Below are 22,566 nucleotides of genomic sequence, written 5' to 3'. Positions count from 1 at the left end.
TTAGTATCCAGTCGTTCTTGACAATTTAGACTGCATTAAGCCATCATAATGATGGTTCAGCAGATATGTATTGATCTGTTGAACAGTATCTAAAATTACTCCCACCATAATCAATAATGACGTTCCCCCAAAAAATAGAGCGAACGCGTCTGTCTGAACAAAGCTTCCATGCACTATTGCTGGAAGGACTGCAAAGATAGACAAAAATATTGCACCTGGCAAGGTAATTTTTGATAAAATATCATCTAAATAATCAGCTGTTTCTTTCCCGGGTCTTACTTTCGGTACTAAACCTCCGTTTCTCTTCAAATCATCAGCCATCTGGTTAACCGGAATTGTAATCGCAGTATAGAAAAATGAGAAGATAATAATTAATAGCGCAAACAATACGTTGTATTGCCAGCTAAAAACATTCTTGAAACCTGCAAGAAAAGTATTAGACTCATCGAATTTGGTTAATAAACCAGGTACGAACATCAATGCCTGAGCAAAGATAATTGGCATAACCCCGGCAGCATTAACTTTCAATGGAATCCATTGTCTTGCTCCCTGCATAAGATTTCTGTTTACACCTCCTCTTGCTTGAGCTCTGCTTACATATTGAATTGGAATTTTTCTAACAGCGACCGAGAGGACGACTGCTAAAAGAACCACCAACATCCAGAATATCACTTCAATAAGGATCATGATAGATCCCATTCCTCCTTTTCCATTCTGCACGGCCATTTCCTGAACAAATGCTTCTGGTAATCTAGATAAAATACCTACCATAATAAGGATGGAAATACCATTTCCTATTCCTTTGTCGGTAATCTTTTCACCTAACCACATTGCAAATACTGAACCTGCCACCAAGATAACAATACTTGGAAGCCAGAACATGATAGAATTTGGCTCTACATAGTATGCAGACTGGAACTGAGCATATGGTAAGAATAATTGAGTAATAGAGGTTAAATAAGAAGGGGCCTGTACTAAACAAACTCCGATTGTTAACCATCTTGTAATTTGGTTCAATGTATTTCTACCGGACTCTCCATCTTTCTGAAGTTTCTGAAGATAAGGGATAGCCATCCCCATCAACTGAACAATAATAGAAGCTGAAATATAAGGCATGATACCCAACGCCATTACGGAAGCGTGGCTGAAAGCTCCTCCCGTAAACGACGAAAGCAAGCCAAGGAGACCTGCTCCTTGCTTGTTACCGCCTTGATTTTTATAATGCTCTAAGAGATCTCCTACTTGTGCAAGGTTAATTGCAGGTAAAGAGATATAAGATGCGAATCTATACACAAGGATAATCCCTAACGTAAAGAGAATTTTATCTCTTAATTCCTTTAGGCTCCAAATATTTTTGAGGGTTTGTATAAATTCTTTCATTAGTAAGTATTATAATGTAATTGCTTTTCCACCTGCTTTAGCAATAAGCTCTTCAGCAGATTTAGTGAATTTGTCAGCAGAGATTGAAACCGCTGATTTCAATTCACCTCTACCTAAAATTTTCACTAATTCGTTTTTAGTAATTAAACCGTTTGCAATTAAAACTTCTTTAGTAATATCTCCAGTGATAGATTTATTTTCTATTAAAATTTGAATAGTATCCAGGTTAATTCCTTTAAACTCTTTTCTGTTTACATTTCTGAAACCGAATTTAGGAAGTCTTCTTTGTAAAGGCATCTGACCTCCTTCAAAACCGATTTTCTGAGAATAACCAGCTCTTGCTTTCTGACCTTTATGTCCTTTTGTCGAAGTACCTCCTTTTCCACTACCTTGTCCTCTACCAATTCTTTTTGAACTGAATGTAGAACCTGCAGCAGGTTTTATGTTATTTAAATTCATTTTAATTTTTTTTTAAAATTATTTTTGAACTTCAAGTAAATGACTAACTGCAGCTATCATCCCTAAAATAGAAGGCGTAGCTTCGTGTTCTACAACTTGGTGAAGTTTCTTAAATCCTAATGCTTCAAGCGTTCTCTTTTGGGTTTTTGTTCTACCAATAGCGCTTCTTACTTGTTTTACTTTAATTGTTGCCATTGTTTATGTATTAACCGTTAAACACTTTACTTAGAGAAACTCCTCTCATTCTTGCAATTTCTTCAGGTCTTCTGATGTCTAACAATGCTTTGAAAGTAGCTTTCACTACATTGTGAGGGTTAGAAGATCCTTTAGATTTTGAAAGGATATCGTGAATACCAGCAGATTCCAATACCGCTCTAACTGCACCACCGGCAATAAGTCCTGTACCGTGAGACGCAGGTCTCAAGAAGATATCAGCACCACCGTATCTAGCAGTAGTTTGGTGAGGAATTGTATGATTCATTACAGGAACCTTCACAAGGTTTTTCTTAGCGTCTTCAACTGCTTTCGCAATTGCAGAAGCAACCTCTTTAGATTTCCCTAAACCGTAACCAATAACTCCTTCTTCATTTCCAACAACAACGATTGCAGAAAACCCGAAAGCTCTACCCCCTTTTGTTACTTTTGTTACTCTGTTTACAGCTACGAGACGATCTTTTAATTCTAATCCTCCCGGTTTTACTCTTTCTATATTATCTAGTCCTAACATATTTTCCGAAATTTAATGATTAGAATTTAAGTCCTCCTTCTCTCGCACCGTCAGCTAGAGCTTTCACTCTACCATGGTATACGAAACCGTTTCTATCAAATACAATAGCTTCAATTCCAGCAGCAATAGCTTTAGCAGCAATAGCTTTACCTACAGCGGCAGAAATTTCAGTTTTAGTACCTTTAGCATCAACACCCTTCTCTCTTGAAGAAGCAGATACTAAAGTTTTACCGTCTTTATCATCGATTAACTGAGCGTAAATTTCCTTATTACTCTTATATACAGATAATCTTGGCAATTCAGAAGATCCAGAGATTTTTCCTCTTACTCTTCTTTTTATTCTAATTCTTTTTTCTAATTTACTTAATGCCATAATTCTTATAATTTATTAAGCAGATTTACCAGCTTTACGTCTAACAATTTCCCCAACGAATCTTACACCTTTTCCTTTGTACGGCTCAGGCTTTCTGAATGAACGGATTTTCGCCGCTACCATTCCAAGAAGTTGCTTGTCATAAGACGTTAAAGTAATAATTGGATTTTTACCTTTTTCAGTCAATGTGTCGATTACAACTTCTTTAGGAAGTTCTAAAACGATACCGTGAGAGAATCCTAAAGCTAATTCAAGTTTTTGACCTGAATGAGAAGCTCTGTATCCTACCCCTACTAGTTCTAATTTTTTTGTGAAACCTTCAGTAGTTCCCAAAATCATGTTATTTACCAACGCTCGGTATAAACCGTGTAGCGCTCTGTGTTGTTTAGAATCAGACGGTCTGCTGAATGTAAGCTCACCATCTTTTTGTTCTAAAGTAATTCCTTCTGTAAGTTCCTGAGAAAGTTCTCCCTTAGGACCTTTAACAGTTACTAAACCATCTTTTTCAGTGATTGTAACTCCAGCGGGAACTGTTATAATTGCTTTACCAATTCTTGACATTTTCCTTTGATTAAAAATTAATAAACATAGCAGATTACTTCACCGCCTACTTTTTCCTCTCTAGCTTTTTTATCTGTCATTACCCCTCTAGAAGTAGAGATAATAGCGATACCCAAACCGTTCAATACTCTTGGAAGTTCCGTAGAACCTTTGTATTGTCTTAGACCTGGTCTTGAAGCTCTTTGGATAGACTTGATAGCAGGCTTGCTTGTTTGTTTGTCATACTTTAAAGCTATTTTGATCGTTCCTTGAACAGCGCTATCTTCAAACTTGTAGTTTAAGATATACCCTTGATCAAATAAGATTTTTGTAAGCTCCTTTTTGATTTTCGATGCAGGAATTTCCACCACTTTGTGGCCTGCGCTTTGTGCGTTCCTTACTCTTGTTAGGAAATCTGAAATTGGATCTGTTACCATTTTTCTTTTTTAAATTATTGGTTAAAGACAATCAGTATTGAAAGGACTTGAAGATTAAAATATCAGACTTCAGAAAAACTTCGGTCTGATATTTATTTCTTTAGTATCCAGACAACTTAATTGTCCCGATTTTTAATTAGTAATTACTACCAACTAGCTTTTTTCACTCCCGGAATAAGACCGTTGTTGGCCATTTCACGGAAAGTTACTCTAGAAAGACCGAAAGTTCTCATGTACCCTCTTGGTCTACCTGTTAGTTTACATCTGTTGTGTAATCTTACAGGAGAAGCATTTTTTGGTAATTTTTGAAGTCCTTCGTAATCACCTGCTTCTTTTAAAGCTTTTCTTTTTTCAGCGTATTTAGCTACTGTAGCTTCTCTTTTGCGCTCACGCGCTTTCATTGATTCTTTAGCCATTTCTTAGTTCTTTTTGAAAGGTAAACCGAAGTGAGTTAACAATGCTTTAGCTTCTTTATCTGTTTTCGCAGTAGTAACGAAAGTGATGTCCATCCCTTGGATTTTTTTCACTTTGTCGATTGCGATTTCAGGGAAGATAATTTGCTCAGTAATACCTAAGTTATAATTACCTCTACCATCGAAACCATCTGCCTTGATACCAGAGAAATCTCTGATACGTGGCAATGCAGAAGCAGTAAGTCTGTCTAAGAATTCGTACATTCTGTTTGCTCTAAGAGTTACCTTAGTTCCTACAGGCATACCTTTTCTTAATTTGAAAGCAGCTTCATCCTTTTTAGAAATAGTACCTACAGCTTTTTGGCCAGTAATATTCGTAAGTTCTTCTACAGCATAGTCAATGATTTTCTTGTCTGCAGTAGCATCACCTAAACCTTGTGATATTACGATTTTCTCTAATCTAGGTACCTGCATTACAGATTTGTACCCAAATTCTTCCATCATTGCAGGAACAATTGTTTCTTTATATGCTATCTTGGGTCTTGCTATATATTCCATGTATTATTTATAAATTATAAAGTTTCACCCGTTTTTTTGTCGATTCTTACTTTCTTATCTCCGTCGATTTTGTAACCTACTTTGATAGCTTTTCCGTCTTTACCAACTAAAGCTATGTTAGAGATATGAATAGAAGCTTCTTTTTCAACGATTCCTCCTTGAGGGTTTGAAGCTGAAGGCTTAACGTGTTTCTTAATGATGTTAAGTCCTGCAACGATTACTCTAGGGTCTTTTCCTTCTTTTTTTATCACTTCAATAACTTCACCCGTCTTACCTTTAATTTCTTTCTTACCGGTAGTAATGATTACGTTATCTCCTCTTTTTATTTTTAACTTTGACATTTTTCTTTTAAAAATTTTTAAAATTAAAGTACTTCAGGAGCCAATGAAATGATCTTCATATATTCTTTGTCTCTCAACTCACGAGCAACAGGTCCGAAAACACGTGTTCCTCTCATTTCTCCAGCAGCGTTTAGTAAAACACAAGCATTGTCTTCGAATTTGATGTACGAACCATCTTTTCTTCTAACTGCTTTTTTAGTTCTTACTACTACCGCTTTAGATACTTGACCTTTCTTTGCGTTTCCTGATGGTGTAGAATCTTTAATAGTAACTACGATTTTATCACCAACTGAAGCATATCTTCTTCTGGTACCTCCCAGAACTCTGATAACTAGTACCTCTTTAGCACCTGTGTTATCAGCAACTTTTAATCTTGATTCTGTTTGTAACATTACTTAGCTTTTTCAATAATTCTTACTAATCTCCATCTCTTACTCTTGCTCAAAGGTCTAGTTTCTTGGATAAGAACTGTATCTCCTTCTGTGCATTCGTTGTTTTCGTCGTGTGCAGTATATTTTTTCGTTTTCAATACGAATTTACCGTACATCGGGTGCTTTACTCTCGTAGTCTCACTTACAACAATGGTCTTTTCCATTTTATTGCTGGAAACTATTCCGATTCTTTCTTTTCTTAAGTTTCTTTCCATAATGTATGAAAATCTTATTGTTGTTTAGTGGTTAACTCTGTATTTAGTCTTGCGATCGTCTTTCTCAAATCTTTGATTTGAATCGGGTTTTCAATTGGGCTGATTTTGTGAGCCAATTTCAATTTTTGATATTGAGCTTTTAGTTCAGTCAACTGAGTTTGAATATCTCCCGCGCTTAAATTTTTAATGTCAGCTTTTTTCATTGTAATCAAAGATTATAAAGGTTTAACAAAATCGTTAGCAACTATGAATTTAGTAACTACAGGTAATTTTTGCGCTGCAAGTCTTAAAGCTTCTTTAGCAACTTCGTAAGGAACACCCCCTACTTCAAACATAATTTTACCTGGTTTAACTACAGCTACCCAATATTCCACGGCACCTTTACCTTTACCCATACGTACTTCGGCTGGTTTCTTAGTAATTGGCTTATCCGGGAAGATTTTGATCCATAATTGACCTTCTCTTTTCATATATCTTGTCGCAGCGATACGAGCTGCTTCAATCTGTCTTGCAGTGATCCAAGCACCTTCTGTTGCTTTGATTCCGAAAGTTCCGTAAGCGAGTTGATTCCCTCTTTGGGCAATCCCCTTCATCTTCATCTTGTGAACTCTACGGAATTTGGTTCTTTTTGGTTGTAACATAATTTCTTAAATTTTAGATTTTAGAATTTAGATTTTAAAAAAGTAACGGTCATTTAAAAACTATCCTCTAAAATTTTATTAATTATTTTTTTTATCTCTTGAAGGTCTTCTGTTATCTCTATCTCCTCTGTTTCCGCCTCCTGAAGGTCCTTTTTTCTGTTGTCCTACTAGTGGAGAAAGTTCTCTTTTACCGTAAACTTCACCCTTCATGATCCAAACTTTTACACCTAGTTTACCGTATTGAGTTAATGCTTCACCAATATGATAATCGATATCAGCTCTGAAAGTAGACAAAGGAATTCTTCCGTCTTTGAAAGATTCGCTTCTTGCCATTTCAGCACCGTTCAATCTACCAGAGATTTGAACTTTGATACCTTCTGCACCCATTCTCATTGTACCAGCGATAGCCATTTTAACAGCTCTTCTGTAAGAAATTCTATTTTCAATTTGCTTAGCGATACTATCAGCAACTAATACTGCATCAAGTTCAGGTCTTTTGATTTCGAAAATGTTGATTTGAATATCCTTTTTAGTAAGTTTCTTCAATTCTTCTTTTAACTTGTCAACTTCCTGACCTCCTTTACCGATGATAAGTCCCGGTCTAGCAGTAGTGATAGTAACTGTTACTAATTTTAATGTTCTTTCAATATAAATTTTTGAAATACCACCTTTAGATAATCTAGCTTCAAGGTATCTTCTGATTTTGTAGTCTTCAGCGATTCTGTCTCCATAATCGTTTCCACCAAACCAGTTTGAATCCCATCCTCTGATGATACCTAATCTGTTACCAATTGGATTTGTCTTCTGTCCCATACCTTGATTAATTTTCTTTATTACCTAAGATTAATGTAATGTGGTTTGATCTTTTTCTGATTCTGTGTCCTCTACCTTGTGGTGCAGGTCTTAGTCTCTTCAATTGTCTTGCACTGTCTACAAAAATTTCTTTAACGATAAGATTAGCTTCTTCAATATCAGCACCTTCGTTTTTAGCTTGCCAGTTGGCCATAGCTGAAAGCAAAACTTTCTCTAATTTGTTAGAAGCGTCTTTTTTAGAATATTTTAGGATGTATAAAGCTTTGTCTACTTCTACCCCTCTGATGATATCAGCTACTAATCTCATCTTTCTTGGAGAAGAAGGGCAATCGTTATGTAATGCTTTTACTACATCTTGATTTGTTAATTTACGTGCTAATGCACTTTCTCTTTTTCTTGATCCCATGATTATCTACTTCCTTTGTTTTTATTACCACCATGACCTCTAAAAGATCTTGTTGGAGAAAATTCGCCTAACTTGTGACCAACCATGTTTTCTGTAACATAAACCGGGATAAAAGATTTCCCATTGTGTACAGCGATAGTTTGTCCTACGAAGTCCGGAGAGATCATAGACGCTCTAGACCAAGTTTTGATAACAGTCTTCTTACCAGACTCTATATTTGCCTGAACCTTCTTATCTAAAGTATATGCGATGAACGGTCCTTTCTTAAGTGATCTTGCCATAATTATTTTCTTTTAGATACGATGTAACGGTTAGACCCTTTGTTTTTCTTTCTTGTTTTGTAACCTTTAGCTGGCATACCGTTTCTAGATCTTGGGTGACCTCCAGACGAACGTCCTTCTCCACCTCCCATTGGGTGATCTACTGGGTTCATTACTACCGGTCTTGTTCTAGGTCTTCTACCTAACCATCTGCTTCTACCAGCCTTACCTGATACAGTTAACTGATGGTCTGAGTTAGAAACTGAACCAATCATTGCATAGCACTCAACCAGGATCATTCTAGCTTCTCCTGAAGGCAATTTAATGATTGCATACTTTCCATCTCTAGAAGTAAGCTGAGCTGAAGAACCAGCACTTCTTGCTAAAATTGCACCTTGTCCAGGTTTCATTTCAACACAAGAAATAACAGTACCCAATGGAATGTTTTTCAATTTCATTGCGTTACCGATATTCGGTTCTACGCTTTCTCCTGCGATTACTTTCTGATCTACTTTAATACCGTTTGGAGCGATGATATATCTCTTCTCTCCGTCTGCGTACTCTAATAGAGCGATAAATGCAGTTCTGTTTGGATCGTATTCTACAGTTTTTACCGTTGCTTCAACATCATGCTTGTTTCTTTTGAAGTCGATAATTCTGTATTTCTTTTTGTGTCCACCTCCGGTGTAACGCATGGTCATTTTACCAGTTTGGTTACGTCCACCTGACTTACTAATACCAACTGTTAGAGACTTCTCTGGTTTGTTGGTAGTAATTTCCTCAAAATTGTTTACAACTCTGAATCTCTGTCCTGGGGTGATAGGTTTTAATTTTCTAACAGACATTACTATTATTTATAATTAATAATTAATTTACAGCAAAAATGTCAATTACTTCCCCTTCTGCAAGAGTGATAATTGCTTTTTTCAATTTATTTGTCTTTCCTACTTGAAGACCTTTTTTAGTGTGCTTTGAAGAAACCTTAGGAGCATAAATCATGGTTCTAACGTCTGCTACTTTCACACCGTAAGCTTGTTCTATCGCTTTTTTGATTTGGATTTTATTCGACTTAGGGTTTACTAAGAAAGAATAAGCACCTCTTAAATCTGTAAGATAGTTAGCCTTTTCTGAAATAACTGGTTTAATAATAACTGACATGACTTATTTCTTTAAATTTTCCTGGAATTTTTCAACTGCACCTTCTAAGAAAACGATCTCACCTGCATTGATTAAGTCATAAGAAGAAATTTCGTTGAATTTCATAACTTTAGTCTTAGGTAAGTTTCTTGAAGATAAATATACATTCTTGTTAGTATCAGGAAGAATGAATAAAGACTTCTTATCGTTTAATGCTAATGCATTCAAGATAGTGATGAAATCTTTAGTTTTAGGAGCAGCAATGCTCAAACCTTCCACAATTCTAATGCTGTTGTCTCTCATTTTCTGAGAAAGAACAGATTTTTTCGCTAATCTCTTAAGAGCTTTGTTCAATTTGAATCTGTAGTCTCTTGGCTTAGGACCGAATACTCTACCCCCACCTCTAAAAGTTGGAGATTTAATATCACCGTATCTAGCAGAACCAGATCCTTTTTGCTTCTTAAGTTTCTTAGTAGAAGCAGTAATTTCGCTTCTTTCTTTTGATTTATGAGTTCCTTGTCTTTGTGCAGCAAGGTACTGTTTAACTTCTAAGTAAACCGCGTGCTTATTTGGCTCAATTCCGAATACTGTTTCGTCTAGAGTTACTTTTTTTCCGGTTTCTTTTCCTGATGTATTTAATACTACTAGTTCCATTTTCTGATAATTACATAAGAATTTTTAGCTCCCGGAACAGCACCTTTTACTACTAAAAGATTTTGTTCTTGATCCACTTTTAATACTTGAAGGTTTTGTACAGTTACCTGCTTACCTCCCATTCTACCTGCCATTCTCATTCCTTTGAATACTCTTGAAGGATCCGATCCAGCACCGATAGAACCTGGAGCTCTAAGTCTGTTGTGCTGACCATGAGTAGCTTGCATTACACCTCCAAAGCCATGTCTTTTAACAACACCTTGGAAACCTTTACCTTTTGAAGTTCCTGTTACGTCAACATACTCACCTTCAGCGAATAAATCAACTTTTACTTCTTCTCCTACTTTTACTTCATCAACGAATTCTCTGTAGAATTCTACTAATTTAGCTTTAGGAGCAGAACCAGCCTTTTTAAAATGACCAGCTAACGCTTTACCAACGTTCTTTTCACTCTTGTCATCGAAACCCAATTGAACAGACTTGTACCCGTCCTTTTCTATGGTTCTGACCTGTAAAACCGAGCATGGACCAGCTTGGATAACTGTACAAGGAATGTTTTTTCCTTCTTCGTTAAACAAAGATGTCATACCGATTTTTTTACCAATAATACCTGACATTATTTATATAATATGTTATAAAATTTTCTTGAATCACTTTTCATTTTAGAGCATCACAAGTAATTTCCACGTTTGAAATAGGCATACTTCGCCCCTAAAATGAGTGTGCAAATGTAAGGATAATTTTCAAATTGACAAATTTTCATACAAAATATTTTGATTTTTAATCAATTAGCCCATTTATGAAAATTTACTTCCTCATTTTTCCTCAAAATATTTTTGATTTATTCAAGCGATGAAGTGTTTTTCGATTATTTCACAATCACACTTACTCCCGCTTCTTCCAGAGCAGCCCTGTCTTCTTCTAAAATGTCGTTATCCGTGATCAGATAGTCTATCTTATCTAAGGAGGCTATTTTGCCGAATCCTTTCTTATTTAGCTTTGAAGAGTCTGCAAGAATTACAACCTTATCGGAGCATTCAATCATCAATTGGTTGAGATGAGCTTCTGCCGCATTGGATGTACTGATTCCGAAATCCAGATCAATGCCATCAACTCCAAGAAACAGTTTATTACATGAAAACTGTTTTAAAATAGTTTCCGAGATAGAACCTACAATAGAAGTAGAACTTTTCCTCACTTCCCCTCCAAGCTGGATAATATTAATATTAGGATTATTACAAAGTTCAAGAGCTACCCTAAGCGAAGAGGTAAGAACAGTAAGCTGTCCAAAATTAACCAGCATCCTTGCCAGATAGTGCATCGTAGTTCCTGAAGCCAGAATAATGCAGTCATTTTCCTGAATAAGCTGCAAAGCTGCTTTGGCTATATTTTGTTTTGCCTCTACATTGATATTTTCTTTCTCATCAACATTCCTTTCATAAGCATACCGCACATGCTTACTGGCTCCTCCGTGATTCCGGAAAAGCAATCCTAAGCTTTCGAGATAATTCAGATCCTTTCGAACCGTAACCGACGAAACATTCAACTTCTCACACAGATCCTGTACGAGAACATGACCTTTCTCATCCAGTTCCTTTAAAATGTCATCGTGCCTTGGTATTAACTTTTCCATTCTGATTCTTTCACCAAAAATACCATTTTTTTCCGAGACCGATAAAATTTCATTTATTTTCTTTTTAGTTTCGTTTTTAATTTATACATTTGAAAATGAAACATAAACGAAACATTTATGAAACGAAACGAAGAACTTAGTAAATTAACTGGCGTAGAGGAGTGGGACTTTATCGTCATCGGAGGCGGGGCCAGTGGTCTGGGATCAGCATTAGACGCAACCACCAGAGGATTCAAAACCTTATTATTAGAATCTCATGATTTTGCGAAAGCCACCTCCAGCAGAAGTACGAAGCTTGTGCATGGTGGTGTACGGTATCTGGCACAAGGGGATATCGGGCTTGTAAAAGAAGCTTTAAAGGAAAGAGGGCTACTGGCTAAAAATGCGGCACACGTGGTAAAGAACCAGTCGTTTATTATTCCTAATTATACATGGTGGGGCGGTATCTATTATAAAATAGGGCTATCCATTTATGATTTCCTTGCCGGAAAATTAAGTCTTGGCAAAACACGGTACATCAGCAAAGCTCAAACCATCTCCAAGCTTCCAACGATTGAGCAGAACAACCTGGCAAGCGGAGTGGTTTATCAGGACGGGCAGTTTGATGACGCACGCCTTGCCATCAACCTGGCCCAAACAATCATCGAAAAAGGCGGAAGTGCTATTAATTACCTTAAGGTGGTTAATCTTCTTAAAAATGATTCCAATAAAATAATAGGCGTTACTGCGGAAGACCAGTTTACCCAAAAGCAATATACTATTAAAGCGAAAGCTGTAGTGAATGCTACAGGGGTGTTCACCAATGACATCTTAAATATGAACAATCCCAAGCATGGTAAGTTTGTAGTACCCAGCCAGGGAATTCATTTGGTATTAGATAAATCGTTCCTAAAAAGCAACGATGCGATCATGATTCCTAAAACTTCAGACGGCAGAGTACTGTTTGTCGTTCCGTGGCATGACAGAGCTTTAGTGGGAACTACAGATACTCTTTTAAAGGATGAAAGTTTCGAACCACGTGCTTTGGAAGAAGAAATCAATTTTGTGCTGGAAACTGCCAGACAATACCTTTCCAAAAAGCCAACACGCGAAGATGTAAAATCTGTCTTTGCAGGGCTCCGTCCTTTAGCAGCACCCAAAGGGGAAGGAAAAAATACAAAAGAGGTATCCAGAAGCCATAAAGTGATTACTTCAGAAACAGGCCTTACTTCTATTATCGGGGGAAAATGGACTACTTACCGGAAAATGGCGGAAGACACCATCGACAAAGCAATAGAAATTCAAAACCTGAAGCAGACTCCATCTGTTACTGAGCATTTATCAATCCATGGAAACATGAATGCAGATCAGGTTGACAGAAGCAGCCATCTGTATGTTTACGGCTCAGATATCCCATCGTTAAAATCATTACAGCAAAGCAATCCTGCTTATGCCGAAAAAATACATCCGGACCACGATTTTACCATTGCAGAAGCTGTGTGGGCTATCCATCATGAAATGGCAGAAACCATAGAAGATATATTAGCCAGAAGAGTACGTCTTCTTTTTCTTGATGCGAGAGCAGCCATTGACAGCGCTGGAACGATAGCAAAACTCATTGCGGAAGAAAAGAACCATTCTCCTGAATGGATTGCACAGCAGACCGAAGAGTTTATCGCCTTGGCAAAAGGCTATTTACTGATCCCTTATTCTCCTAGAAACATAATCTAATTAACTACAATATGCGTGAACAATTAATCCTTGCTTTAGATCAGGGCACGACATCCTCTAGAGCAATTTTATTCAACCACAATGGGCAGATAGAATATATGTCCCAGAAAAATTTTGAACAGATCTACCCTACTCCGGGCTGGGTAGAGCATGATCCTAATGAGATTTGGTCTTCCCAGATTTCAGTTGCGGCAGAAATCATCGCAAAAGCAGGCATATCAGGACTCGAAGTAGCTGCTATTGGTATAACGAATCAGCGCGAAACAACCATTGTATGGGATAAAGAAACGGGTGAACCTATTTATAATGCTATTGTATGGCAAGACCGTAGAACTTCCAAATACTGCGATGAGCTGAAAGAACAAGGTCATGCGGAAATGATACAAAAGAAAACGGGACTTATACTGGATGCGTATTTTTCTGCAACCAAATTAAAATGGATTCTTGACCACACAGAAGGTGCGAGAGAAAAAGCGGAAGCCGGAAAATTATGCTTCGGAACAGTTGATACATGGCTTGTATGGAAACTTACACGGGGAAAAATGTTTATCACGGATGTTTCCAACGCCAGCCGTACCATGCTTCTGAACATTCACACCTTGGAGTGGGATGATGAATTATTGGAATTATTTGATATTCCCAAAGCAATTCTTCCGGAAGTAAAACAGAGCAGTGAGATCTATGGCGAAACTGCTACTACTCTATTTTCTACTAAAATTCCTATTGCCGGGATCGCAGGAGACCAGCAAGCCGCATTGTTCGGACAGATGTGTACGACACCGGGAATGGTAAAAAACACGTACGGAACAGGATGCTTCCTATTAATGAATACAGGAAAAGAAGCCGTTTCTTCAAAAAACAACTTACTGACAACCGTTGCATGGAAAATCAATGGAGAAGTAAATTATGCACTGGAAGGAAGTGTCTTTGTAGGCGGAGCTGCCATACAATGGCTTAGAGATGGTTTAAAACTGATCAATTCAGCAGAGGAAGTTAATGATCTTGCTAAAACGGTAGAAGACAATGGTGGCGTGTATTTCGTGCCTGCTCTTACCGGATTGGGAGCTCCTTACTGGGATCAGTATGCAAGAGGAACTATTGTAGGTGTAACCCGCGGAACTACCAACGGACATATTGCAAGAGCTACTTTAGAAGGTATTGCTTTTCAGGTGTGTGATATCGTAAAAGCTATGGAAGCGGATTCGGGAACACCAAGTCTGGAACTTAGAGTGGATGGAGGTGCTTCTGCAAGTGATCTTTTGATGCAGATACAGTCTGATTTATTCGGAGTGAAAATTACACGTCCGAAAACACTGGAAACAACAGCCTTAGGAGCTGCTTATCTTGCAGGTCTTGCTGTTGGATACTGGAAGAACATTGATGAGATACAATCGCAATGGATTGTTGATAAAGACTTCCATCCTACATTGAATAAGGAGAAAGCAGATAATATGATCCATTTCTGGAATAAAGCAGTGAAGCGTTCTCAAAGCTGGATAGAAGATTAATCCCTTTACATAAAAACGATACATATGACTCCATTTATAGCAGAATTAATAGGCACCATGCTCATGATATTATTGGGTAATGGTGTGGTGGCCAACGTTGTTTTAAAAGGCACAAAAGGAAACAATTCAGGATGGATTGTGATTACCACCGCCTGGGCACTGGCCGTTTTTGTAGGGGTTACCATTGCCGGTCCGGTAAGTGGTGCTCATTTAAATCCCGCTGTTACCATCGGGTTGGCTCTTGCCGGAAAATTTTCCTGGGACCTTGTTCCTTCTTATATCGCCGCTCAAATGATCGGTGGAATGCTCGGGGCTTTCCTGGTATGGCTTTTCAATAAAGACCATTTTGCGATTACTGAAGATGAAGGAGCTAAGCTGGCTTGCTTCAGTACTGCTCCAGCCATACGAAAAACCTCTTCCAATCTGATCAGTGAAATTATCGGAACGTTTGTACTGATATTTGTGATCTTCCATTTTTCTGACCCAAGTATTTCTTTACATACCGATCCTACGGCAAAAGTAGGGCTAGGCTCTGTGGGAGCACTTCCTGTAACATTGCTTGTCTGGGCAATAGGCTTATCTTTAGGCGGAACTACCGGATATGCCATTAATCCTGCCAGAGACCTGGCACCAAGAATCATGCACGCCGTCCTTCCCGTGAAAGGCAGCAGCGACTGGGGATATGCCTGGATTCCTGTTGTGGGACCCATTGCAGGAGCTGCTTTGGCCGCAGTTCTTTACGGATTTTTACATTAACAACAGAAATCACATTTATGAATAAAATCTTAACGGTTCTTTGCCTTCTGGCATTGAGCACAGGGAAACTGTTTTCTCAAGACACTATAGAAACCAAGGACAATAACAGACTTGATTTCACGGTAAATATTCAAACCAATCATTTATGGAGAGGGCTTATCATTACTGACAAACCTGTTGTCATGGGAAACCTATCCTACGCTCTGGATGCAGAAAAGAAATGGAAGGTAGGTTTATGGGGTGCCTCTTCTTTAACGGATGATAAAGACGGTACTCATTATAAAGAAATCAATTATTATGTTCAGTATTCGGATGGACGTCTGTATATCGGATTATGGGATTTGTTTAATTCCAGGAACATCAATACCGCTGTGGCTTCAGACGACATCTTCAATTATTCGAACAGAAGGACTGCCCATATTATTGATCTGAGAACAAATTACACTTTCGGACCCGCATTTCCTATCAATGTCGAAGCGGATATTATGCTGTACGGTGGTGCCAATGCAGGAGAAGTTGTTTTAGATCCTGACGGAAGCTATAAAAAGAATAAATATTCGACCTATGTACAGGTAAGCTATCCTGTCATTGCGGGAAAGAAAGTCAATTTAGATGCTTTTGTCGGAGCTGGGTTTGCCCTTAATGACCGCTATTTTTTATACGGAAACGGAAAGAATAGTTTTGACGTCGTGAATCTTGGAGTAAAAGCGAGTAAAGCTATAAAAATCACAGACCATTACAGCCTTCCGGTATCTATGATGGCGATGTGGAATCCTTCCAACAAATACGCCAGAATTCAGCTTGCAGCTACTGTATTTTAATTTGCTTCAAAAAAGTAAAACATTATTTTTAATAACTTTACACTTGGCCTTAAAAAGAAATGTCTTCCAACACTGGAAGACATTTTTTATCTAATAATATGAATCATTATTCTAGTTCAATAGGATTATAAGGAAGCGGTTTCGCTTTTGTTGTGATCACGCTGCCATCTTCATTATAGGCTTTACCATAAAAAAAACCGGGATTATCATGATACGTTTTTTGTACCTGTCTGAATTTTTCACGGCTTACTTTAAAGATAGTATCTTCATTTCTAAGATAGATCGGCAAAGGTTTCCGATCGATTCCTACCGCTATAAAGTGAAAATCATTTTTGGTATCCTCTACTTCGAGAATCAGACCGGGAAGACCTTCGAAAACATACGGCCCATTATTGATGGCAACTTCTTTCGTAAACCAAGCAATATATGTTCTTCCTCTATAACTCGCCTCTGCTTTAGTGCAGGAATACCCCAGAATCTTCTTTTCTCCTTTTTCTAATTTCCAGTTAAAAACCGGCTGTTTTTCTTCATACTGATAAACATCTCTCAACCTGTCCTGAACAATGAGCTCTTTATCCGCTAGTTTCTTTACTATGATTGTCGGATAATTGATATGGATATTCAACATTTCTCCGGCTTCTTTCGCATTGACCATATCCTGATGACTGAATTTTTCAGTCAGCGTATCTTTTTTAAGTTGATTCACATCGGTAAACTTTGAAAAATTCTTCCCGAACTGAAGAACACATAAGGCTTCACGTTTATTTTCAGGATGATCCGGGTTATTGGAAAACTGAAGCTGATAGTAGATATTATAAGAACTGAGTTCATAATCCACAACATGATAAGGTGAAGGCTTCAATGCAAAGCCAGGCGAATTAATAATCGTTTGCCCTTTAAACAATGAAATAATGAGCAATAGTAAGACGCTGTAAATTTTCATAATTAAAATTACAATATAAAAAAAGAACCGGCTACTGCAATAAGCAACCGGTTCCTATGAGTACATTTAATATTTTATCTAAATTAATTGCATTTCACATCTGAAAAATGATGTGCATCTGCCCAGAAAGCATCTGTTGTTGCATAATCATTCATGTCTAAATAGAAAACAGCTCCGCAAGGTGATACGATAGTAATCCAATTGTAAGGCTTCTTCGCTGTTGACTTCTTTTCTACAGAAATAGTTTTTTCAACCGGTGCTTTCTCTTTAGCATTTTCTGTTTTAATTTCTTCTGCGTTTTTTGCACTTACTAATCCTGCCACACCTAGTGCCGCGATAAATAATAGTTTTTTCATGGTTTTAATTGTTTTGTTTTATTTAACACTCCAAAAGTATCAGTATTAATGAATATTTACAAGCATTTAACCTAAAAATAGTATATATTTTATTATGTTAAATCACGTGCTGTGGATATTCACAGGAGCCCTAATTTCTAATTTGGAACGCAACATTTTGAAAATAAAAATAGAGAAATATAAGTTTCTCTCATCATAATCGTTCCTGTTCTAAGCATTTCTATTTTCCCAGAATGCTAAAAACACTACTATACATAAAGTTTGAGAGCAACCAAATGGTAAACTTTCCGGGATTTTACGGTCGTAATGTTATCTGTTTTTCCTTATTTTTGAAAGAAAATATATGAAAAGGATTTTCAGCTTAGTCATCTTATTCATCAGTGTTTTATCTTTTGCACAGACAAAGGCACCATTTACCGGCAAGAGAAGCTTTGATATTATTGAAGGATATAGTGGAACGGGAACACCACATTATTATCTTGATGTAAAGAAAAACGGTGATGTCTATTTCGGATTTGTCCAGGTGAACCAGGCTGACAGAACTGAAACGACAGAGGAAATGAATGCAGGGAAATACAATTCTAAAGTAATGAACGTCCGTTTTAAAAAAATGAACGAAAACTTTTTTGTTAAGTTTGACAAAGACCATATCTATCTTACGGATCAGGAAGGAAACATCCAAAAATCTGAAGATTGCTGCTCTTCTCAGGAAAGTCTGACTAACGATACCTGTACATGTGAAAGCAAACTCTATCAATAATGAGAGTACTGTCACTTTTATTCATTCTCCTTCTTTCGTTCTCATGCAGCAGGAGGGAAAATCATCCTTATACTTTTTATTATTGGAAAACAAACCTTAGCCTTGATCAGGAAGAGAAGAAAACCCTGGATCTGGCGCCGGTTCCCTATTTATATACAAGATTTTTTGATGTTGATAAAACTGGTGGAAAATTTCAGCCGGTTGCAGTGATTACAAAAGATCAAAGTTTTGAAAGCAACAAACAGATCGTTCCGACTGTTTTTATTACGAACCAGAGTTTCCTGAATATTTCCAAAGAAGAGATTACCTTTCTGGCCGAAAGTATTAATACCCTCATCCAAAAGAAAATTATAGAATACCACTTCAAAGTCAATCAGGAAATACAAATTGATTGTGACTGGACTGCCGGTACCCGGGATGATTATTTTGCTTTTTTAAAAGAATTAAAGAAAATCTCCGGTAAAGAAGTTAGCTGCACACTTCGTCTGCATCAGGTAAAGGATAAAAAACAGACTGGAATTCCGCCCGTAGGAAAAGTCTATCTGATGTGCTACTCTACTTCTTCTCCGCTGGAAAATTCGGATAAAAACTCAATTCTGGATGTTAATATTTTGAAAAGCTATCTTTCAAAATTGGAAGAATACCCTATTAAAAAAATTGAAGTCGCTTTACCGATCTATTCCTGGGGAATCATCACGAATCATCTGGAAAAGCACAAACTGATTAACGCTTTATCTGCAAAAGATCTGGGAAACCCGAATTTCAAAAAAATATCAGATCACGAAGTTAAAGTAATGAAGGATGGATTTTATTTTGGAAGCTATTTAAATAAAGGGTTCAAGATAAAAGTTGAAGAAATCACAGATGACCAGCTTCAAGAAGTTGTTGATTTTCTACATAAAAAAATACCTCATTTTAACATTATATATTATCAATTAGATAGTAAATTTGTAAGTAACCGTAATTTTAAAAAGTTTTAACTTAAATATCCTCTGATTTGCAGATCGTATTTCTTCGGATTTTAATATAAATCCTCAACGACAATACAAATTTTCTGCAACCAGATTTATCAATCATAAAAAACACCATACGCTCATATGAAAAAGTATATTCTTTCAATTGCCATCCTGTCTCTCTTCTATACGAAGTCTGATGCGTGTGCATGGTCCGATCCGGATTATGAATACTTTAACCTGTTTACACAGAGTATTATAAAAGATAAATCCTATCTTCCTTTTCTGCATAGTTATTCTACGAGATTTTATACAGATTTCAAGCAGTCTCAAATTCCTGATGAGAATATTGAAGCCTGGAAAAAATTCTTCAATGGCCAGCTCAGTTATTCCGAGACGAATTATCTGGTGAACACCATGAGCCTGAATGACCTGAATGACCTGAAAAAAGGAACTCCTAATAACCAGCTGCTGCAAAAACTGGGAACAGGTTTCTATCAAAAATACCGGGAAGGATTGGATTATTTAATCGAGGCTAAATATCTCGAGCCTTATATGAGAATCAACTTCGTTGAAAATGAAAATTCATTTTATTACGGCGGCACCGGAAAGGATAAAAACGCGACAAATATCGATTACGATAAAACAACGGCAGCCTTAGTTTCATTATACAATGCAACCAAAAATCCTGAAATAAAACAACGCTACGGCTATCAGCTTGTGCGTTTCAATCATTATACAAGGAATTATGAAACTGCTCTTCAGGCATTCAAAACCTATGTAGAACCTATACGGCTAAAGGGTGTTCCTTATTTTATGGCATTGGACCAGCTTGCCGGCGCCCAGAGAGGTCTGAAAATGAACAGTGATGCCAACTGGAACTTCTTCCAGGTCTTCATGAACAGCGACAGCCGAAAGGAGTCCGCTTTCGTTTCTATGAAGCTTTCAGATACTGCTTCTTTCAATAATATTTTAAAAAGAGCAGGAACCAGTAATGAAAAAAACATGGCCTATTTTCTTCTCGGGTATGAGGATTTCAACAATCCGATTCCCATCATGGAAAAAATGTACGACATTAATCCTGATTCTGAAATCCTGAAAGTAATGGCTGTAAGAAGTATCAATGAACTGGAGAGAAGCTATCTTCCCATCTATTATTACACCAATAACGATACGGATGCTGCTTCTGTAAATAAAGATCCCAGTTTAGGCAAAACAACAGATAAGGATAAAGCCGCACCGGAAAAAATAAAAGAGGAGAAAGTTTCTTTCTGGCAGAAAATTGTACGGTTTTTCAAAAGGCTCTTCGGTATTAAATCTGATCCAACGGCTGAAGGAGGCAAATCTGATCAAAGCGATGATGAATTGTTGGAAAATCCTAACAGAATTCCTTTCTACAATAACAATAATTACTGGTATGATGAAAAAACCAAAGACTATCTTGATGATCTTGAAAAATTCACAGAGAAAACAAAAGCAAAATCTAAAGATGAATATTGGCAGATTGCTGATGCCTATCTGAAGTTTTTGAAAAAAGACTATAAAGCCAGCACTGAAATTTTGGAGGATATTAAAACTACCAATCCTGAATATCTGGAAGAGATCAAAAGAATGAAAGTGCTGAATGATATTGTTTCCCAGCCGAAAATTGATGCAGCTTATGAGGATCATTTGATGAAGGATTATGCTGAATATTTTGTTGAGAAAAAAGAAGTTAAAAAAGATACTACGGAGACTGATGGCTATGATGATTATTACGGACCTGTTCCTTCTACTGCTTCTTTCCTGAAAGATGTTCTGGCCAACCGTTATTTTCTGCAGGGTGAAGATGGAAAATCATTCCTGATGAGTAATAAGCTTTCTGACCTTCAATACAATCCGAATTCAAGTCTGGTAAAGAGTGTGGAAAATTTTTACCGAAAGCCGAACAAAACACAGTTTGAACAGCAGATCATTTCTAAAAACATGGATGATGTTGGAAATATAGATGCTTTTTTCAGTGTCATCTACGGAGACCGTGCCATGAGGGCCGCTGATTTTGAAAAGGCCAAGTCTTATTATCAAAAAGCACAGAACTTTGTCGGAATTCCAAGAATCAATTATGACTGGGTTTCCAGCGAACAGCCTAAAGTTCCTCACAAATATGGTGATAATGAATACAATGGATTCAGAAATATTCCAAGCTACGTTTTTGGCCATAATGTCTGGGAAAGCTATCAGAGTGATGCTGCAACCAGTATGGAGAATGAGGACTATTCTCAGTTTCCTTTTATTAAACCGAGCATGAATAAGCTTGAACTGGCAGATGCGTTGATTCAGCTTAAAAAAATAGGTACCGGAAAGGATGAAAAGTCTGTTAAAGCCAATCAGCTGATCGGAAACTTACTCTATAATACTTCTATTTTGGGATATTACAGACAGGTATTTGTGATGGATGTAGATAATACCAACGGTGGAAAATATGACTTCTGGAATACCAACCAAAAGAATCCATATAAGTATTATTACAAAAACTTTATGGACAGAACTTACATAGAACCGGATAATTTTGATCTTGCCATTTCTTATTATAAAAAAGCATTAGATGCTTCCACCATGAAAGAAGAAAAAGCAAGAATACTCTTCCAGATGGCAAGCGCCGAACAAGGAAAGTATTATCAATATGAGGCAAAAAATAAACCTACAGAAAATTATTCTGATCCCAAATGGTCTGAAAAAGCGGATGCCTACCAAAAGCAGCTGGATGATATTAAAAATCAAAAATTCAGAACGTATTTTGCCATGCTTAAATCACAGTATTCAGATACTGAAACAGCTAAAAATCTTATGGGCAGCTGTTCGTATTTTGGGTATTTTATGAAATAGATTGTTTTATAAAAACCGTTCGATAGCGGAGGGTTTAACCAAAAGAACAGCTGCTTAAAGCAGCTGTTCTTTTATTTTAAATAACCATTTTTCCGGGATTCTTCAAAAAAATTATTCTCTATTATACTATCTTTTCTAAAAATATATTCTATAGAATCGCCTTTCTTCTTTGAAACAGAATCTCCTACTTGATATGGAAATTCTAAAATTTTTTGAGTTCCATTAGAATATTTTACATAGGGAAAATTATGTTCTTCTTTATTATTATAAATTTCAATTACTCTAGTATACCTTTCAATAGATAGTAATTGCTTTTTTATAGAAGAGTTTGAGGTTACAATTAAATAAATGATCGTAGACAATAAAATACATCCAAAAAAAACTATAAATATTATAATCGTTTTTTTACTAGACTTATCAACTTCTATATTAAAATTATTTTCCATACACTATTGTCTCTGCAATATTAGACATAT

At 36.8% G+C, this 22,566-nt stretch carries 32 protein-coding genes; 7 read left to right on the top strand and 25 right to left on the bottom strand.

What is annotated here, in order from left to right:
- The 22 genes from secY to SB679_RS05280 form a co-directional block, all read right to left on the bottom strand.
- A complete protein-coding gene (gene secY, locus SB679_RS05385; RefSeq protein ID WP_034712983.1) occupies positions 1 to 1,380 on the bottom strand; it encodes a preprotein translocase subunit SecY in 1,380 nt (459 codons plus the stop codon).
- 9 nt (positions 1,381 to 1,389) lie between these two features.
- Entirely contained in the window at positions 1,390 to 1,839 is a 450-nt protein-coding gene (gene rplO / locus SB679_RS05380) for a 50S ribosomal protein L15 (protein ID WP_034712985.1), read from the bottom strand.
- Between the two features lie 18 nt (positions 1,840 to 1,857).
- Positions 1,858 to 2,034, bottom strand: a complete 177-nt coding sequence (gene rpmD / locus SB679_RS05375; RefSeq protein WP_007839493.1) for a 50S ribosomal protein L30 — start codon at positions 2,032 to 2,034, stop codon at positions 1,858 to 1,860.
- A 10-nt stretch (positions 2,035 to 2,044) separates the two neighbouring features.
- Positions 2,045 to 2,566 (bottom strand): 30S ribosomal protein S5, encoded by a 522-nt coding sequence (gene rpsE / locus SB679_RS05370; protein ID WP_034712988.1) that lies wholly within the window; start codon positions 2,564 to 2,566, stop codon positions 2,045 to 2,047.
- Between the two features lie 19 nt (positions 2,567 to 2,585).
- Entirely contained in the window at positions 2,586 to 2,939 is a 354-nt protein-coding gene (gene rplR, locus SB679_RS05365) for a 50S ribosomal protein L18 (RefSeq protein WP_410701203.1), read from the bottom strand.
- A 15-nt stretch (positions 2,940 to 2,954) separates the two neighbouring features.
- Positions 2,955 to 3,500 carry a 50S ribosomal protein L6 gene (rplF, locus tag SB679_RS05360; RefSeq protein ID WP_034712992.1) on the bottom strand — a complete coding sequence of 182 codons (546 nt, stop codon included), beginning with the start codon at positions 3,498 to 3,500 and terminating at the stop codon, positions 2,955 to 2,957.
- Between the two features lie 17 nt (positions 3,501 to 3,517).
- Positions 3,518 to 3,916 (bottom strand): 30S ribosomal protein S8, encoded by a 399-nt coding sequence (gene rpsH / locus SB679_RS05355; protein WP_034712994.1) that lies wholly within the window; start codon positions 3,914 to 3,916, stop codon positions 3,518 to 3,520.
- A gap of 146 nt (positions 3,917 to 4,062) precedes the next feature.
- The gene (rpsN, locus tag SB679_RS05350; RefSeq protein WP_034712998.1) at positions 4,063 to 4,332 is read right to left on the bottom strand and encodes a 30S ribosomal protein S14; all 270 of its coding nucleotides are present in this window, start codon (positions 4,330 to 4,332) and stop codon (positions 4,063 to 4,065) included.
- A 3-nt stretch (positions 4,333 to 4,335) separates the two neighbouring features.
- Positions 4,336 to 4,887 carry a 50S ribosomal protein L5 gene (gene rplE, locus SB679_RS05345; protein WP_034713002.1) on the bottom strand — a complete coding sequence of 184 codons (552 nt, stop codon included), beginning with the start codon at positions 4,885 to 4,887 and terminating at the stop codon, positions 4,336 to 4,338.
- Between the two features lie 14 nt (positions 4,888 to 4,901).
- Complete coding sequence (rplX, locus tag SB679_RS05340) at positions 4,902 to 5,228, bottom strand: 50S ribosomal protein L24 (RefSeq protein WP_034713003.1); 327 nt, start codon at positions 5,226 to 5,228, stop codon at positions 4,902 to 4,904.
- Positions 5,229 to 5,251: 23 nt separating this feature from the next.
- Positions 5,252 to 5,620, bottom strand: a complete 369-nt coding sequence (gene rplN, locus SB679_RS05335) for a 50S ribosomal protein L14 (RefSeq protein ID WP_007839504.1) — start codon at positions 5,618 to 5,620, stop codon at positions 5,252 to 5,254.
- A complete protein-coding gene (rpsQ, locus tag SB679_RS05330; RefSeq protein ID WP_053073319.1) occupies positions 5,620 to 5,877 on the bottom strand; it encodes a 30S ribosomal protein S17 in 258 nt (85 codons plus the stop codon). Before rpsQ ends, rplN begins: the two co-directional genes overlap by 1 nt.
- Positions 5,878 to 5,888: 11 nt before the next feature.
- Positions 5,889 to 6,077 (bottom strand): 50S ribosomal protein L29, encoded by a 189-nt coding sequence (gene rpmC / locus SB679_RS05325; RefSeq protein WP_034713007.1) that lies wholly within the window; start codon positions 6,075 to 6,077, stop codon positions 5,889 to 5,891.
- A 12-nt stretch (positions 6,078 to 6,089) separates the two neighbouring features.
- Positions 6,090 to 6,515, bottom strand: a complete 426-nt coding sequence (gene rplP, locus SB679_RS05320; protein ID WP_047491432.1) for a 50S ribosomal protein L16 — start codon at positions 6,513 to 6,515, stop codon at positions 6,090 to 6,092.
- Positions 6,516 to 6,593: 78 nt separating this feature from the next.
- Positions 6,594 to 7,328, bottom strand: a complete 735-nt coding sequence (gene rpsC, locus SB679_RS05315) for a 30S ribosomal protein S3 (protein WP_034713014.1) — start codon at positions 7,326 to 7,328, stop codon at positions 6,594 to 6,596.
- Between the two features lie 7 nt (positions 7,329 to 7,335).
- Positions 7,336 to 7,734, bottom strand: a complete 399-nt coding sequence (gene rplV, locus SB679_RS05310; RefSeq protein WP_034713017.1) for a 50S ribosomal protein L22 — start codon at positions 7,732 to 7,734, stop codon at positions 7,336 to 7,338.
- Positions 7,735 to 7,736: 2 nt separating this feature from the next.
- A complete protein-coding gene (rpsS, locus tag SB679_RS05305; RefSeq protein WP_027387215.1) occupies positions 7,737 to 8,015 on the bottom strand; it encodes a 30S ribosomal protein S19 in 279 nt (92 codons plus the stop codon).
- Between the two features lie 2 nt (positions 8,016 to 8,017).
- Entirely contained in the window at positions 8,018 to 8,839 is an 822-nt protein-coding gene (rplB, locus tag SB679_RS05300; RefSeq protein WP_034713020.1) for a 50S ribosomal protein L2, read from the bottom strand.
- 22 nt (positions 8,840 to 8,861) lie between these two features.
- Positions 8,862 to 9,152 carry a 50S ribosomal protein L23 gene (rplW, locus tag SB679_RS05295; RefSeq protein WP_410701199.1) on the bottom strand — a complete coding sequence of 97 codons (291 nt, stop codon included), beginning with the start codon at positions 9,150 to 9,152 and terminating at the stop codon, positions 8,862 to 8,864.
- A 3-nt stretch (positions 9,153 to 9,155) separates the two neighbouring features.
- Positions 9,156 to 9,785, bottom strand: a complete 630-nt coding sequence (gene rplD, locus SB679_RS05290) for a 50S ribosomal protein L4 (RefSeq protein ID WP_034713027.1) — start codon at positions 9,783 to 9,785, stop codon at positions 9,156 to 9,158.
- Complete coding sequence (gene rplC, locus SB679_RS05285) at positions 9,776 to 10,402, bottom strand: 50S ribosomal protein L3 (protein ID WP_007839520.1); 627 nt, start codon at positions 10,400 to 10,402, stop codon at positions 9,776 to 9,778. The genes rplD and rplC overlap by 10 nt, the downstream gene beginning before the upstream one ends.
- Before the next feature lie 251 nt (positions 10,403 to 10,653).
- Positions 10,654 to 11,418, bottom strand: a complete 765-nt coding sequence (locus SB679_RS05280) for a DeoR/GlpR family DNA-binding transcription regulator (RefSeq protein ID WP_410701197.1) — start codon at positions 11,416 to 11,418, stop codon at positions 10,654 to 10,656.
- Positions 11,419 to 11,535: 117 nt separating this feature from the next.
- On the opposite strand from SB679_RS05280, the gene SB679_RS05275 reads away from it, so the two are divergent.
- Genes SB679_RS05275 through SB679_RS05260 form a run of 4 tightly spaced genes read left to right on the top strand, consistent with a single transcriptional unit; the run spans position 11,536 to position 16,213 of the window.
- Positions 11,536 to 13,128 (top strand): glycerol-3-phosphate dehydrogenase/oxidase, encoded by a 1,593-nt coding sequence (locus SB679_RS05275; RefSeq protein WP_410701195.1) that lies wholly within the window; start codon positions 11,536 to 11,538, stop codon positions 13,126 to 13,128.
- An 11-nt stretch (positions 13,129 to 13,139) separates the two neighbouring features.
- Positions 13,140 to 14,636: a glycerol kinase GlpK gene (gene glpK, locus SB679_RS05270; RefSeq protein ID WP_410701193.1), complete on the top strand. Its 1,497-nt coding sequence runs from the start codon at positions 13,140 to 13,142 to the stop codon at positions 14,634 to 14,636.
- 24 nt (positions 14,637 to 14,660) lie between these two features.
- Positions 14,661 to 15,392 (top strand): MIP/aquaporin family protein, encoded by a 732-nt coding sequence (locus SB679_RS05265; RefSeq protein WP_410701191.1) that lies wholly within the window; start codon positions 14,661 to 14,663, stop codon positions 15,390 to 15,392.
- A 17-nt stretch (positions 15,393 to 15,409) separates the two neighbouring features.
- Positions 15,410 to 16,213 carry a hypothetical protein gene (locus tag SB679_RS05260; RefSeq protein ID WP_410701189.1) on the top strand — a complete coding sequence of 268 codons (804 nt, stop codon included), beginning with the start codon at positions 15,410 to 15,412 and terminating at the stop codon, positions 16,211 to 16,213.
- A gap of 106 nt (positions 16,214 to 16,319) precedes the next feature.
- On the opposite strand, the gene SB679_RS05255 is transcribed toward SB679_RS05260, so the two are convergent.
- Positions 16,320 to 17,156: a GLPGLI family protein gene (locus SB679_RS05255; RefSeq protein WP_410701187.1), complete on the bottom strand. Its 837-nt coding sequence runs from the start codon at positions 17,154 to 17,156 to the stop codon at positions 16,320 to 16,322.
- An 83-nt stretch (positions 17,157 to 17,239) separates the two neighbouring features.
- On the bottom strand, positions 17,240 to 17,512 hold the full coding sequence (locus SB679_RS05250; RefSeq protein WP_051882072.1) for a hypothetical protein: 273 nt from the start codon (positions 17,510 to 17,512) through the stop codon (positions 17,240 to 17,242).
- A 343-nt stretch (positions 17,513 to 17,855) separates the two neighbouring features.
- On the opposite strand from SB679_RS05250, the gene SB679_RS05245 reads away from it, so the two are divergent.
- The 3 genes from SB679_RS05245 (at position 17,856) to SB679_RS05235 (ending at position 22,090) form a co-directional block, all read left to right on the top strand.
- Positions 17,856 to 18,272 (top strand): hypothetical protein, encoded by a 417-nt coding sequence (locus SB679_RS05245; RefSeq protein WP_410701185.1) that lies wholly within the window; start codon positions 17,856 to 17,858, stop codon positions 18,270 to 18,272.
- A complete protein-coding gene (locus tag SB679_RS05240) occupies positions 18,272 to 19,252 on the top strand; it encodes a hypothetical protein (RefSeq protein ID WP_410701183.1) in 981 nt (326 codons plus the stop codon). Before SB679_RS05245 ends, SB679_RS05240 begins: the two co-directional genes overlap by 1 nt.
- 117 nt (positions 19,253 to 19,369) lie before the next feature.
- Positions 19,370 to 22,090, top strand: a complete 2,721-nt coding sequence (locus tag SB679_RS05235; protein ID WP_410701181.1) for a hypothetical protein — start codon at positions 19,370 to 19,372, stop codon at positions 22,088 to 22,090.
- A 71-nt stretch (positions 22,091 to 22,161) separates the two neighbouring features.
- Here SB679_RS05235 and SB679_RS05230 read toward each other — a convergent pair whose 3' ends face one another.
- Entirely contained in the window at positions 22,162 to 22,536 is a 375-nt protein-coding gene (locus SB679_RS05230) for a hypothetical protein (protein ID WP_410701179.1), read from the bottom strand.
- Between the last annotated feature and the right edge of the window lie 30 nt (positions 22,537 to 22,566).

Origin of the sequence: Chryseobacterium sp. SIMBA_029 (genome assembly GCF_046535275.1) — a bacterium.
Taxonomy (GTDB): Bacteria; Bacteroidota; Bacteroidia; order Flavobacteriales; family Weeksellaceae; genus Chryseobacterium.
The sequence above is the reverse complement of the archived record's forward strand: the minus strand, read 5'-3'. Positions and strand labels throughout refer to the sequence as shown.